12 protein-coding genes and 2 pseudogenes are annotated in these 11,935 nt (G+C 69.5%); 7 read left to right on the top strand and 7 right to left on the bottom strand.

Annotation, left to right across the window (positions count from 1 at the left end):
- Together ACTWQJ_RS34240 and ACTWQJ_RS34235 are read right to left on the bottom strand one after the other, a co-directional pair.
- The coding region (locus ACTWQJ_RS34240) for an FAD binding domain-containing protein (protein ID WP_443310363.1) at positions 1 to 635 on the bottom strand (635 nt) is incomplete at its 3' end.
- The gene (locus tag ACTWQJ_RS34235) at positions 632 to 1,159 is read right to left on the bottom strand and encodes a 2Fe-2S iron-sulfur cluster-binding protein (RefSeq protein ID WP_443310362.1); all 528 of its coding nucleotides are present in this window, start codon (positions 1,157 to 1,159) and stop codon (positions 632 to 634) included. The genes ACTWQJ_RS34235 and ACTWQJ_RS34240, both read right to left, overlap by 4 nt.
- Positions 1,160 to 1,260: 101 nt before the next feature.
- Between ACTWQJ_RS34235 and ACTWQJ_RS34230 the strand changes: the two genes are divergently transcribed.
- Complete coding sequence (locus ACTWQJ_RS34230; RefSeq protein WP_443310361.1) at positions 1,261 to 1,926, top strand: TetR/AcrR family transcriptional regulator; 666 nt, start codon at positions 1,261 to 1,263, stop codon at positions 1,924 to 1,926.
- 1,067 nt (positions 1,927 to 2,993) lie between these two features.
- Here ACTWQJ_RS34230 and ACTWQJ_RS34225 read toward each other — a convergent pair.
- Positions 2,994 to 3,638, bottom strand: a complete 645-nt coding sequence (locus ACTWQJ_RS34225) for a CBS domain-containing protein (RefSeq protein ID WP_224739266.1) — start codon at positions 3,636 to 3,638, stop codon at positions 2,994 to 2,996.
- Between the two features lie 462 nt (positions 3,639 to 4,100).
- On the opposite strand from ACTWQJ_RS34225, the pseudogene ACTWQJ_RS34220 reads away from it, so the two are divergent.
- The 4 genes and pseudogenes from ACTWQJ_RS34220 to ACTWQJ_RS34205 form a co-directional block, all read left to right on the top strand.
- Positions 4,101 to 4,805, top strand: a pseudogene (locus tag ACTWQJ_RS34220) (DNA polymerase III subunit alpha); the annotation flags it as partial.
- 664 nt (positions 4,806 to 5,469) lie between these two features.
- Complete coding sequence (locus ACTWQJ_RS34215) at positions 5,470 to 5,910, top strand: VOC family protein (protein WP_443310360.1); 441 nt, start codon at positions 5,470 to 5,472, stop codon at positions 5,908 to 5,910.
- Positions 5,911 to 5,927: 17 nt separating this feature from the next.
- Positions 5,928 to 6,137: a hypothetical protein gene (locus ACTWQJ_RS34210; protein WP_246459804.1), complete on the top strand. Its 210-nt coding sequence runs from the start codon at positions 5,928 to 5,930 to the stop codon at positions 6,135 to 6,137.
- A gap of 68 nt (positions 6,138 to 6,205) precedes the next feature.
- Positions 6,206 to 7,216 (top strand): DNA polymerase Y family protein, encoded by a 1,011-nt coding sequence (locus ACTWQJ_RS34205; RefSeq protein WP_443310359.1) that lies wholly within the window; start codon positions 6,206 to 6,208, stop codon positions 7,214 to 7,216.
- Between the two features lie 163 nt (positions 7,217 to 7,379).
- Here ACTWQJ_RS34205 and ACTWQJ_RS34200 read toward each other — a convergent pair whose 3' ends face one another.
- The 4 genes from ACTWQJ_RS34200 to ACTWQJ_RS34185 form a co-directional block, all read right to left on the bottom strand.
- The gene (locus ACTWQJ_RS34200) at positions 7,380 to 7,727 is read right to left on the bottom strand and encodes a hypothetical protein (RefSeq protein WP_443310358.1); all 348 of its coding nucleotides are present in this window, start codon (positions 7,725 to 7,727) and stop codon (positions 7,380 to 7,382) included.
- Positions 7,728 to 8,246: 519 nt separating this feature from the next.
- Complete coding sequence (locus ACTWQJ_RS34195) at positions 8,247 to 8,600, bottom strand: LysR family transcriptional regulator substrate-binding protein (protein ID WP_443310357.1); 354 nt, start codon at positions 8,598 to 8,600, stop codon at positions 8,247 to 8,249.
- A gap of 243 nt (positions 8,601 to 8,843) precedes the next feature.
- Entirely contained in the window at positions 8,844 to 9,680 is an 837-nt protein-coding gene (locus ACTWQJ_RS34190) for a hypothetical protein (RefSeq protein WP_443310356.1), read from the bottom strand.
- Between the two features lie 462 nt (positions 9,681 to 10,142).
- The gene (locus ACTWQJ_RS34185; RefSeq protein ID WP_443310355.1) at positions 10,143 to 10,892 is read right to left on the bottom strand and encodes an SDR family oxidoreductase; all 750 of its coding nucleotides are present in this window, start codon (positions 10,890 to 10,892) and stop codon (positions 10,143 to 10,145) included.
- 94 nt (positions 10,893 to 10,986) lie between these two features.
- On the opposite strand from ACTWQJ_RS34185, the gene ACTWQJ_RS34180 reads away from it, so the two are divergent.
- Together ACTWQJ_RS34180 and ACTWQJ_RS34175 are read left to right on the top strand one after the other, a co-directional pair.
- Positions 10,987 to 11,595 carry a TetR/AcrR family transcriptional regulator gene (locus tag ACTWQJ_RS34180; protein ID WP_443310354.1) on the top strand — a complete coding sequence of 203 codons (609 nt, stop codon included), beginning with the start codon at positions 10,987 to 10,989 and terminating at the stop codon, positions 11,593 to 11,595.
- 158 nt (positions 11,596 to 11,753) lie between these two features.
- Positions 11,754 to 11,935 (top strand): annotated as a pseudogene (locus ACTWQJ_RS34175) (ISL3 family transposase); the annotation flags it as partial.

The following is an 11,935-nucleotide window of genomic DNA, read 5'->3' as shown; positions in this document are numbered from 1 at the left end:
ATCAACTCGTCGGCGGCCAACTCGGTCTCGAGGTGCGGAGTGTCGCCGGGCAGCCGGTGGAAGCCGGCCAGCGGGATACGGCGGACGCCGCGCAGACTCTCCACCTCGACCACGGCGTCCAGCGCGGCGAGCGCGACGCACATGTCGGACGGATGCGTGGCTATGCAGGCCGGGCTCGCCCCGAGGATCGCGCCGCTCCGGTGGAACCCGTCGCGTGCGGCGCAGCCGGCCCCCGGCTCGCGCTTGTTGCAGGCGGCCGTGTCGTCGTAGAAGTACAGGCAGCGGGTGCGCTGCATCAGATTGCCCCCGACCGTCGCCATGTTCCGCAGCTGCGCCGAAGCGCCCGACAGGATCGCCTGGGCCAGCATCGGGTAGCGGCTGCGGACCAGCCGGTGCCCGGCGAGGCGGCTGTTGCGGACCCCCGCGCCGATGCGCAGTCCCCCGTCCGGCAGTTCCTCGATCTCCTCCAGCGGCAGCCCGGTGACGTCGACGACGGTCGCGGGCCGCTCGATCCCCTCGCGCATCAGGTCGACCAGGTTGGTGCCGCCGCCGAGGAACTTCGCGTCCGGCTGGGCCGCGACCGCCCGGACGGCGGCGGCCACGTCGTCCGGACGCACGTACGCGAACGACCTCATCGCGCCGCCTCCGCCCTGACGCGGGATACGGCGTCTGCCCCGGCGACCTCCTGGATCGCGGCGACGATGCCGTTGTGGGCACCGCAGCGGCACAGGTTGCCGCTCATCCGCTCTCTGATCTCGGCGCCGGTCAACTCCACGCCGTCGGCGTCGAGGTGCTCGGTCGCCGCGCTCGGGACGCCGTCCCCGTGCTCGGCCAGCATGCCGATCGCCGAACAGATCTGGCCGGAGGTGCAATAGCCGCACTGGAACCCGTCGTGGACGACGAACGCCTCCTGGAGCGGGCTCGCGACGCCCTCGATCGTGGTGATCTCGCGGCCCTCGTACTGGATGGCAAGTGCCAGGCAGGCGTTGATGCGCACGCCGTCGGCCAGGACGGTGCAGGCTCCGCACGCGCCCTGGTCGCAGCCCTTCTTCGCGCCGGTCAGCCCGAGGTGTTCGCGCACCGCGTCGAGCAGGCTGACCTGCGGCTCCAGGTCGAGTTCATGGGTGGTGCCGTTCACCCGTAGCACTACAGCGGGCATCGTTCCTCCGTCGATGGGGTACCCGAGGACGTTAACAGACCACTGTCCGCTTAATAAGAGGACGGCGGTCGGTTAAGGGTCCCGTTATGCTGTCCGGGATCATGAGCGAGCCGGAGTTTCTGCGGGCCAGGCGGCCGGAGCACAAGCAACAGCGACGCGAGGCGATCCTCGCCGCCGCGCGCGAGCTCGCCCTGCGCTCGGGCGTGCGCACGGTCAGCCTGCGTGCCGTGGCGGCGGCCGCGGGGCTCGCGAAGTCCAATGTGGTGCGCTATTTCGGCACGCGCGAGGAGATCTATCTCGAACTCGCCGCCGAAGAATGGCAGGGCTGGAAGCAAGCGGTGACCGAGCGGCTGCGCGCCTCCGACGGTCCGGGCGGCGTGGTCGACGCGCTCGCCGAGACGCTGGAGGAACGGCCGCTCCTGTGCGACCTTCTCGGCTACGCCGCGGCCCTGGAACACAACGTGTCGCTCGACGCGGCCCGCGCCTTCAAGGTGGTGCTCCTCGACGTGGGCGCCGAGATCGGTGCCGAAGTGGCGCGCGCCGGCGAGTTGACCGACGGCGAAGGCCTGGAGCTGGTCGGGACGGCCTCCGCGCTGGCTGCTTTCCTCTACCCGACAGCCCATCCGCCCCCGGTACTGGCCGAGCTCTACGCGCAGGAGCCGTGGATCGCCGCCGCCCGCCCGCCGTTCCTCCCGACGCTGAAGCGCGCCCTCACCGCGTTCCTCGCGGGCCTGCCGACGCTGCGCCCACGCCAAGGCACGGACTGATCAGCTCATGGCGGTGGACGCCTGACGCACGATCTCTTCGGTGGGGTGTGGCCACCTGCCCGCCGCGGCGCGGGCGGGCGGCCGCGTCTGCGAGGGGCCGGTCAGACGGGGTCGAGGGCGTCGGTGTTGCCGACGTGCAGGCGGACGACGCCACTGAGATAGCGGCCGCCCTTGACGTCGCCGGGCACGACCAGACGCGGCCCTTCCTTGTCGAGTTTCTTGCCGTCCTAGGTGACGGCGAGCAGGACCTTTTGCCGGAGAAGGCCAGGTCGGTCTCGGCCCAGGCGAGGGTGGCGCGGTAGCCGTCGGAGCCGGTGGCGGTGACGACCAGGCGCAGCTGCGCGTTCTTGACGTCGGGGTCGATGCGGGGCTCGGTCAGCGCCAGGAGGTCGGCAGCCGTGGGCCGATGAAGGTGTGCTTCTCTGCGCCGTGGGAGGTCTGTTGGGAAAGGCGGACCGGGACAAGGGCGGTGGGCGCGGCTGGCCTGCGCCAGGCGGGAACCTGCGCAATCGACCGGCCCGCGCCCACCGCCCACCGTCTGGCCGATTGCAGGCCCGGCCGCACCGACACGGCCTAACGCTCACTCGCGCGATGCCAGCCCCTCGACGGCACCCAGGGCGCCCCGGCGGTCCCGTCCCAGCGCAAGGCCCGCCGCGAGTACGAGAACCGCGTCAGCACCCTCGCGTCGACCGGACCATGATCGTTCTCACCGATAACCGCTGTACCGATGTTCCTACCGACGCCAATTGCATCAAATGCGAATATGCGACACCCGACCTGGAGGTCACCCCCGAACCGCGGGCGAGCGGTCCCACCAGGGACGCTGACCTCGGCATCGCGCGGAACCACGATAGCCGTCGCGGCAGCGCCTTGCGGGTGCGCCACCCCAACGGGCGATTGAGCTGCGAAGACGCCCCCGGGTCGCATCTGATGCGAAATTCTCGCATCAGATGCGATAGACGGAGAGTGATCGTGGGTGGGTAGGGCCGGTCTCGTGCCGGGATCCGCTCGACTGCACCTGGTGGTCGGCCTGCCGCTGCTGCGGCCGGACTCCCGGGGCAGAACACCTAGCCCGCCCGGGCGGCGGCGAGGTGGGCATCCACGGCGACGACACCGTCGACGCCCTGGCAGAGGCCCACGACCACCGGGACGAGACGCGGTTCCGGGACGTGACCCCGAAGGGTGACGACCCCGTCCCGGACCTCGACCGCGACGGTGCCCTCGTCCAGGCCGAGGATGCGCCCCAGGACGTCCTGCTCGACCTCGCCGCGGATCTCGACGTCGGAGCGGATGAAGGCGTCGAGCAGGTCGCTGCGGGTGACGATGCCGGTGAGGAGCCCGTCGTCGCCGACCACCGGCAGTTGCTTGACGTGCCGCCTGCGGAGTTCCCGCGCGGCTCGAGGGATCGTCCAGTCGGCGCGGGCGGTGAAGACGGGGCTGCTCATGAGCGCGCCCGCGGTCCGGGCCCGGGCCTTGCCCCAGGAGCGCTCGTCGTTCCCGTCCTGACCCTGCGGATCGGGCATGCCGGTCTCGTGCCGCAGCACGTCGGACGCGGACACGACGCCGATGGGAGCGCCGTCGTCGTCGACGACCGGGGCCGCGACGATGTCGTTCGCGTCCAGCAGGGCGGCGACCTCCTGGAACGGTGTGTTGGGGCGGAGGGTGACGACCTCCTCGGTCATCACGTCACCGACCGTGCGGCGGTGCAGCATGGCATCGGCCTCCTCCGCTTTGCGACGGGGCGGCCGCGGTCGGGCCGCCCGGGCGGACCACGCGCGGCGCGCCGGCCTCTGCGCCCCTGCCGGCTCTCCACGCCGTCTTCCGTACCTATGACAGCACCGCGCCGCTCCGGCGACCAGTGACGCCTGGCGGGGAGGGTCGGCGGTCCCACGGCCAGGAGTGCGGCCGAGTGCGCGGTAGATGCTGGCGACGCTGGGCGCCTGGCCCTTGCGCTTGTCGATAGGGATGATCAGGTCGCCCCCCTGACCGCTCACTCAGCGTCATTTAGCTGCGGGCTTCAGCCGCGAATACGCCACCCCTTCAACATGCGACCTCACCAGTCCCGAGGTCGACCATGACAGTCGCGCCCGTTCGCCGTCTCGGCACGTCCCGGACGCGTACGCGACGTACCAGCCACGGTCACCCCCGAAGCGTACAGATCCGAGGTCGGTAAAGAACGGTTCCTCAGCGAGCGGCGCACGTCGCTGCCGGACATCGACCTGGACGTGGAGTCCGCGCGCCGCCTGGAGGTCTACAACAAGATCATTGAAAGGTTCGGGTCCGAGCGGGTCGCGGTCACCGGCATGCCCGAGACCTACCGGGCCCGCCACGCCCTGCGCGACACCGGCCTCGCCCTCGGGATGCCGCCCCACGTCGTGGGCGACATCGCCAAGAGCTTTCCGCACATTAGGGCCCGGGACATCCGCGCCGCCCTGGTCGAACTGCCCGAGCTGCGGAAACTGGGCGCTCAGGCAGGCAAGTTCGGGTCCTTGTGGGAGCTCGCGGAGGGCCTGGACGCGCTGCCGCGCGGCTACGCCATGCACCCGTGCGGCGTGATCCTGTCCGACGCGAGCCTGCTGGACCGGCTGCCGGTGCAGCCGACCCCGGGCGGCTACCCGATGGTGCAGGCCGACAAGGAGGACGTCGAAGACCTCGGGCTGCTCAAGCTCGATGTGCTGGGGGTGCGGATGCAGTCGGCGATGGCGCACGCCGTCGCGGAGATCCGCCGCATCACCGGCCGCCAGCTCGATCTCGACAACCCCGACCACGTCGACCTGAACGACCGGCTCGCCTTCGAACTCATCCAGGCCTCCGACACCGTCGGTCTCTTCCAGCTCGAAAGCCCCGGGCAGCAGGACCTGGTGGGTCGGCTGCAGCCCCTGTTCTCCAGACTTCCTGATGTCTCATGAGACATCAGGCGCCGACGCATCGGTCACCCCGCCGCCGCGATGTCGCCAGGGGTGAGGTCATCCCGAATACGCAGGTAGCGCACTGGGTGCCAGTGCCGGCCGCGGTCTACCGCTGTGTCAGCGCGTATCTCGGCGACGAGGTTCGGCTGGACGGTGACGTACCGGAGCTTGTTCCCAGAGCCCCATCCAGCGCTGATCTGCATTCCCGTCCACGGATGCTCGGGCCCGCCGGGGGTCAGCGCGGCCCCCAGCTCGCGCCGGCGCCGCGCGGCGGGGCCCGGAGGGGTGCGGCGAGGGCGAGCGGCACGGGGAACTCCACCCGCCAAGGGTGACCCGACACCGTGAATTAATTGGGGAGGCGCAATGCTCAAGCGCGCACGCTGCGAATCGTCGAAGAAGCATTGAAAAGCGGGGACGGCACGCTGCGGCTGATCGTCTTCATGGGAGCGGCCACCTGCGCCGCACTCACCCTCGGTGGTGGCGCCTGGCTCGCGGGTCTGCTGTAGCGGTGCTGAGGCGCGATCCAGATTTTTCGGAGTTCGGCGGTCTGAGGATGTCGAGAACGTGCCACCGGCTCCGTCCCAGGGACATCAGCGGCCACCACCGGCCGCACGAGGAAGAAGGAGAAACCAGCATGGCGATTCAGCGGATGGACAACGTCGGCATCGTCGTCGAGGACATGGATGCCGCCATCGGGTTCTTCGTGGAACTCGGTATGGAGCTGGAGGGCAGGGCGGAGGTCGAGGGCCTCTTCGCCGACCAGTGCACCGGACTCGACGGCGTCCGCTGTGACATCGCGATGGTCCGGACCCCGGACGGTCACAGCCGGCTCGAGCTGGCGAAGTACCGTAGCCCCGCGGTGATCAGCGCCGGGCCGCGCAACCGGCCGCACAACATTCTGGGCACGCACCGCGTCATGTTCGCCGTCGACGACATCGAGGACACCGTTGCCCGCCTGCGCCCTCACGGCGCCGAACTCGTCGGCGAGATCGCCAGGTTCGAGGACAGCTATCTGCTCTGCTACATCCGCGGCCCCGAGGGCATCATCGTCGGACTGGCCGAGCAACTGCGCTGAGAAGGAGAAACCGAACCATGCAGCCGAACGAGATCATCGAGGTTCTGAACCGCCCGATCAGCCAGGAGCTGCTGGCCCGTGACGTGACCCGCCTGGCCTACGTCGCCAAGGACGGAACCCCGCGCAACGTACCGATCGCCTTCACCTGGAACGGGTCGCACATCGTCATGTGTACGACGAAGAACGCGCCCAAACTCCCGTGGCCACCCTCGCGCACAGGCTCCTGAAACGACGGCACCAGTAGGTGAGACACATCTGAGTGTCTGGAGAACCAGGGAAGCGCAGGGTGATCACCATGCGCGAAGGACGTCACATCCTCCACCTCCGGTTCGCTCTCGTACCCGGCCACGACCCGGACCTCCTTCAGCAACTGCGCCGCCTGCTGGAGGACTTCACGCCGCGCGTGCAGATGCTGGAGCCGGACAGCGCCGTCGCGGACCTCACCGGCGCGATCCGCTTCTGGCGCCGCGACGCCCGCGGCGTCACCGAACTCATCCAGTTGCGGGCCGCAGCTCTCTACGGGCTGCACAGTTCGGCGGGCGCCGGCCCGAACCGGCTGCTCGCCGCCATGGCCGCCGCCCTCACCCCGCCCGGCCAGCGCACCGGCATCGTGAACTCGCCCGAGGCGATCGACGCGTTCCTGCGGCCCCGCCCCGTCCGCGAACTGCCCGGCATCGGCACCCAGACAGCCGCCACGCTCGCCGAATACGGCCTGCACACCGTCGGCGACGTCGCCGACATCCCCCAGCTCACCCTGCAGCGACTGCTCGGTGCCCGCGCCGGCCGCGCCCTCCACGAGCGCGCCCACGGCCGCGACACCTCCGTCGTTCCCACCCCGGCACCAGCGAGAATCAGCGCCGAACACCGCTTCGCGCGCGACGAACTCGATCCAGCCGAGCACCGGCGCGCCCTGCTCGCCCTCGCCGACGACCTCGGTGCCCGCCTGCGCACCAGTGGCCAGATCACCCAAGGGCTGACCTGCACCATCCGCTACGCCGACCAGAGCGCGACCCCCCGCAGCCGCACCCTGCCCGAGGCGACCTTCCACACCGTGCTCCTGGCGCGCGCCGCGTACGCGGTCTACGAATCCCTCGGCCCGCAGCGCGCCCGGGTACGCAGCATCGCCCTGCGCGCCGACGCCCTGCAGCCCGCCGCCGAAGCCACCCGACAGCTCACCCTCGACAGCGGCGACGACAGACCCCTCGCGATCGAAGCCGTCGCCGACCGTGCCCGGGCCCGCTTCGGGCACAGTGTCCTCTACCCCGCGGCCCTGGCGATCGGCGCGCGGAGAAGCGGCGGCCAGTGACCTCCTAGTTTCATGCCGGGGGGGCTGGGCGTCGCCCGACGGCTCGGCTGGGACACCCCAGCCGAGCGCTTCACCAACCTGCTGAAGAACGACTCCAACAACCCCCGCGTTGCGACGATTTGTTGAATCCGCCATCGCTGGGCGGGGAAGCAGTCGGAGGTGCTCAGCAGGGAGCGGTGACGTTGCCGCAGTAGATCCAGCCGTGGACGGTCTTGGGGTAGCCGTTGCCGAACGTGTACTCGACGTAGTACCAGCGGTTGCCGTAATCGTTGTAAGCGTAGTGGCTCCAGTACACCGTTTCGCCAGCGTTCGTCCGTATTACCACGTCGCACGAGGCCGCGTAGCACTCCCTGATCGGGGCAGCACTCAGTGTGGTGGTCGGGGTCCACGCGGCAGCAGAGACCTCGCCGGGGCTGGGGTTGCTCTTGTCAGCTGCTGCGGGCGCGGCTGCGAGGCCGGTGGCGAGTGCGGCGGTGGCTGCTGCGAGTGCGAGCGTGCGTCTGATTCGCATGACCTTTCCTCCTCTTTGTCGGTGGCTCGAGCGTGGGGTGGGGCGGCCGGCGGGGCAAGGGGTTCGGGTGTCCGGGTGGTGTCCGGGACAGCCGCGGGCCGCTGACCTGCGATGTCCGGGAGGCCTAGGGCCGGTCGCCGATGTGGACCTCGCGCTGCATCTCCAGGTCGAACCCGACCACCAGCAGGTCGTCCAGCACCGGGCACTCCTCAACACTGACCCGCAGTGTGTACGCAGAGCATCACAATGGGCACTGACAGTCCCCGAAGGCGCGGACGCGCGCGGTGTGACGGTCGGCCGGCCAGACCAGGCCCCGCTCCAGGGGAGGGGCGTCGCTGATGGGGATGTAGGCGATGTCAGGGCGCGCGTAGTAGCGGCGGGCGTGGGCGCCACCGGGGAGGGCGCCTTGTCCGGCGCCGACGAGGGCGAGTGCCTCCTGGAACGTCCTGGCCGTCGGGTCGGCGGCGGGAGGGATATCGGCCTGCCGGAGTGGGGTTGCCGTGTGACCCGGAAGCCGTATCAGGGGACGCGCGTCAAGTCGGCGACCAGGACGCTGCTGCGGCGGGCGAAAGGATGGCCGACGGGAACCGTGAGCATCCGCGCCTCGCGTACCAGGACCGAGCTGTGGGTCAGGTCGGGGTCGCCGACGGGCAGATTCGTCAGCCCGAGGTCGACCTCTCCCGAGCGGATCCATGGCAGCAGCTGGTCGCCTTGCGCTTCTCGGATGTGCACCTCGCAGTCGGGAGCCTGCTCGCGGAAGGCCTGCGTCACAGCTGCCAGGAGCTGCGCGGCGGCGGCGCTGACGAAGGCGACATCCAGTGCGCCGGACAGGCCGCGCCCCTTCTCGATCGCGCGCTGTACCGCGGCCCCCACGCCGTCTGGCTTTGTAAGCGAGAGCGGGAGTCGTTTGGAGGCGACTGCGGGAGTCACGTTCTGACCGAGTTTGCGATGTCGGTTTGTTTTGACGTCAGTTAGGGGCTTGCGGTGGGAGTGTCAGGTGTGCTTCTTCCGCTGGGGCCTGATGGGTAACTCGCAGTCGAAGGTCGACCTGTACGCCGGGACCATCACCGCCTGCACACCTGTCGGCGTCAGTTGAGGTGACCGGGGGTGCGCCGGTCAGTTCCGGGGTGAGATGCCCAGGAACCGGTGGAGGGAGGTCGTCATGCTGGCGACGAAGGTGTCACGGGTCGGGTCGTCGACATGGTCCAGGGACAGGTAGGGGTTGAGGTCTTCCAGCTCTACCAGGAGGAGGTCGCCCTCCTGGGTGCGGCAGGCGTCCACGCGCTGGATACCGTGATCGAGGGTGTTCCAGTCGATGAAGCAGCGGGCGAAACCGAGATCGGCTTCCGTGGGCTGGTAGGGCTCAAGGACCCAACGACGGTTGGGGTCGGGGGCGTGGAGGGCGTACTGGAAGGCGTCGTCGACGTAGTAGAACGACACCTCATAGCGGAAGTCGATGCGGGGCTGGACCAGAATGTCGCCATAGGTGAGGCCGTCCAGCTGGTCCCGGGAGACGAAGTTGAGGCCGATGGAGTCCGCCCCTGCCTTCGGCTTGACCACGTACTGGTCGGTCTCGGGCAGCGCGCCGAGGTTCTGGGGTCGGTCGATGGTGGGGATGACCGGGTATCCGGCTGCCGTCAGGTCCAGCAGGTACTGTTTGCCAGCCATGTCGGCCCGGCCGGACAGTGGGTTGTAGACCCGGATGCCGCGCGCTGCGGCCTGGTTCCGGAAGGCGTCGTACTCCTTTTGGTAGTTCAGCACGGGGCCGCTGTTGCGGACCACGACCCCCTCGAAGGCGTCCATGAGAGCGGCGGCATCCAGCGGGTGGCACAGAGCGATGTCGAAGTCGTTCCGCAGCCGCGACGACAGGAAGATGTCCTCGTCGCAGTAGCGCCGCCCCCGGGCCTGGTAGGCGAGATCGGTCACGAACAAAACGCTGGGGCGGCCGGGCACGGGGCATCTCCTGGGTCGGTGGCCACCAACCTACCCACGCCGCCGAGCACCGCCCTGCGCAGGGCCCGCCTCCACCGACGACCAGTCACTCTCAGTAGCCGAAAGGGCGTGCTCGTACATGCGTTCACTTCGCTCGACCTCGATCCCCACTGCGATCCGATCGCGAACTGACATCAAAACTCGGTTCTGGCACAGATCTTGGGGAGCGGTCGCGGAGGGTCACTGAAGCAGGATCATCTTGCGGAGTAGTTCGAATCCGGCTCGTCCGTAGAGCTGCCTCTTGATCTTCTTGATGCGGTTCACTGCGCCTTCGGTGCCGCCGGAACTCCAGTGCAGGGTGAGTCCGGAGGGCCTGACCTCTGTCCGACCGGCCGTCTGGCGATCGAGGCCGCCGGGCTCGCCCGCCTGAGCGAACCCGGTCGGCCGGGCGCCGCCATCCTCGCCGGATGTGCGGTTATCAACTCAGATCTGGTTCAGGCCGCCGTCGACGTACAGGCTCGAACCGGTGATGAAGCTGCTCTGCTCGGAGGCGAGGAAGGCCACGGCGGCGGCGATCTCCTCCGGGCGCCCGAGCCGGCCCAGCGGCACCTGCGTCGCCAGGTGCTGCCTGAGGCCGGCGGCCTGCTCCGGGTCGGGGGCGAGCCCCGACAGACCAGGGGTGTCGGTCGGGCCGGGCGTGACGGTGTTGACCCGGATGCCGCGTCCCTTGAGTTCGTTGGCCCAGGTCCGGGCGAACGATCGGGTGGCGGCCTTGGTCGCCGCGTACACGCCGAACGCCTCCGTGCCGACATCCACGCTGGTGGAGCCGTTCAAGATCACCGAGGCACCGTCGTTGAGCAGGGGCAGCGCCTTTTGAACGGTGAACAGCGTGCCCCGGGCGTTGATACCGAAGAGGGTGTCGAAGTGCTCCTCGGTGACCTGCTCAAGCGTCACGAACTCGGCGACGGAGGCGTTCGCGAACAGGACGTCCAGGCCCCGTCCCCGGCCGCGGATCGTCTCGTAGAGGCGGTCCAGGTCGGCCAGGTTCGAGATGTCGCCGATCACCGCGGTGGCCGCTGAACCGATCACTTCGACGGCCGCGTCCAGTTCGGTCTTGCGCCGGCCGGTGATGAACACGTGCGCGCCCTCCGCCGCCAGCCGTACGGCACTGGCCAGGCCGATTCCGCTGCCGCCGCCGGTGACGAGAGCGGTCTTGCCCTCAAGTAGTCCCACGTGAACAACCTCCCTCGATTTCCGCATCGATCGATGCGGAAATCGAAAGGTAGCACTTCTGCATCGATCGATGCAGAAGAGGTAGGCTGCGGGGGTGGGAACCAAACAGAGCGGCCCCATCGGCCGACCGCGAGGATTCGACGCCGACGAAGCTCTCGAGCGCGCCATGCTGGTCTTCTGGAAACACGGCTACGAAGGGGCCAGCCTGGCCAACCTGACCAACGCGATGGGCATCTCCACCACCAGCATGTACGCAGCCTTCGGCAACAAGGAGGAGCTGTTCCGCAAGGCCCTGGAGCGCTACACCGAAGGCCCGAGCGCATACCTGGCCCGGGCCCTGGAGGAGCCGACCGCCCTCGGCGTCGCCACCGCGATCCTGGCCGGCACCGTCCGAACCACCACCCGCCCGGCCCACCCCCACGGATGCCTGGGTGTCCAGGGCGCCCTGGCCACCAGCGACCCCGGGCGTGGCGTCCGTGACCTTCTCGCCGCCTGGCGCAACAACGGCTGCTCCCGCCTCCGAGAGCGGTTCCAGCAAGCCGTCGACGAAGGCGACCTGCCTCCCAAGACCGATCCGGGGCTGCTGGCCCGCTACGTCACCACCTTGGCATTCGGCATTGCCGTGCAAGCCGCGAGCGGTGTCACCAGCGATGAACTCCAGGAGATGGCCGACGCCGCCCTACGCAACTGGCCGCTCACCTGAGAACCATCCGGCATTCGGAGGCACCGCAGTGTTCGATTGCGAAGGCCGGGTTTGCGTGAGGCCGCGTACGCCCTGTGGTCTGATCGACGTGCGTGACGCTCCGTCAGGTGTGTGGTTGACCCCGCCGCGGTGGGCGGTGGCCGGTGACGGTGCTTGTCATGCAGGCCGACGCATCATTCTGGGACTCTCTCGTATTCGGCGGGATCGACGACGTGGACGTCGAGGCGGTGACCGCCGCCTTCGGCACGGTCGACGTGACGGCAAGAGGGCGGGCAGCCGGCGCGGCATGTCCGGACTGTGGCCGCTTCTCGGGCCGGGTGCACGACTTTTACCAGCGCAG

Source organism: Streptomyces sp. KR55 (assembly GCF_052245645.1).
Taxonomy (GTDB): domain Bacteria; phylum Actinomycetota; class Actinomycetes; order Streptomycetales; family Streptomycetaceae; genus Streptomyces; species Streptomyces flavusporus.
The sequence above is the reverse complement of the archived record's forward strand: the minus strand, read 5'-3'. Positions and strand labels throughout refer to the sequence as shown.

What these genes read in the sequence shown, in the direction of transcription:
- ACTWQJ_RS34200 (WP_443310358.1), bottom strand. Translation starts at nt 7,727, where the DNA reads ATGCGAATCAGACGCACGCTCGCACTCGCAGCAGCCACCGCCGCACTC.
- ACTWQJ_RS34205 (WP_443310359.1), top strand. Translation starts at nt 6,206, where the DNA reads ATGCGCGAAGGACGTCACATCCTCCACCTCCGGTTCGCTCTCGTACCC.
- ACTWQJ_RS34210 (WP_246459804.1), top strand. Translation starts at nt 5,928, where the DNA reads ATGCAGCCGAACGAGATCATCGAGGTTCTGAACCGCCCGATCAGCCAG.
- ACTWQJ_RS34230 (WP_443310361.1), top strand. Translation starts at nt 1,261, where the DNA reads ATGAGCGAGCCGGAGTTTCTGCGGGCCAGGCGGCCGGAGCACAAGCAA.
- ACTWQJ_RS34235 (WP_443310362.1), bottom strand. Translation starts at nt 1,159, where the DNA reads ATGCCCGCTGTAGTGCTACGGGTGAACGGCACCACCCATGAACTCGAC.
- ACTWQJ_RS34215 (WP_443310360.1), top strand. Translation starts at nt 5,470, where the DNA reads ATGGCGATTCAGCGGATGGACAACGTCGGCATCGTCGTCGAGGACATG.
- ACTWQJ_RS34225 (WP_224739266.1), bottom strand. Translation starts at nt 3,638, where the DNA reads ATGCTGCACCGCCGCACGGTCGGTGACGTGATGACCGAGGAGGTCGTC.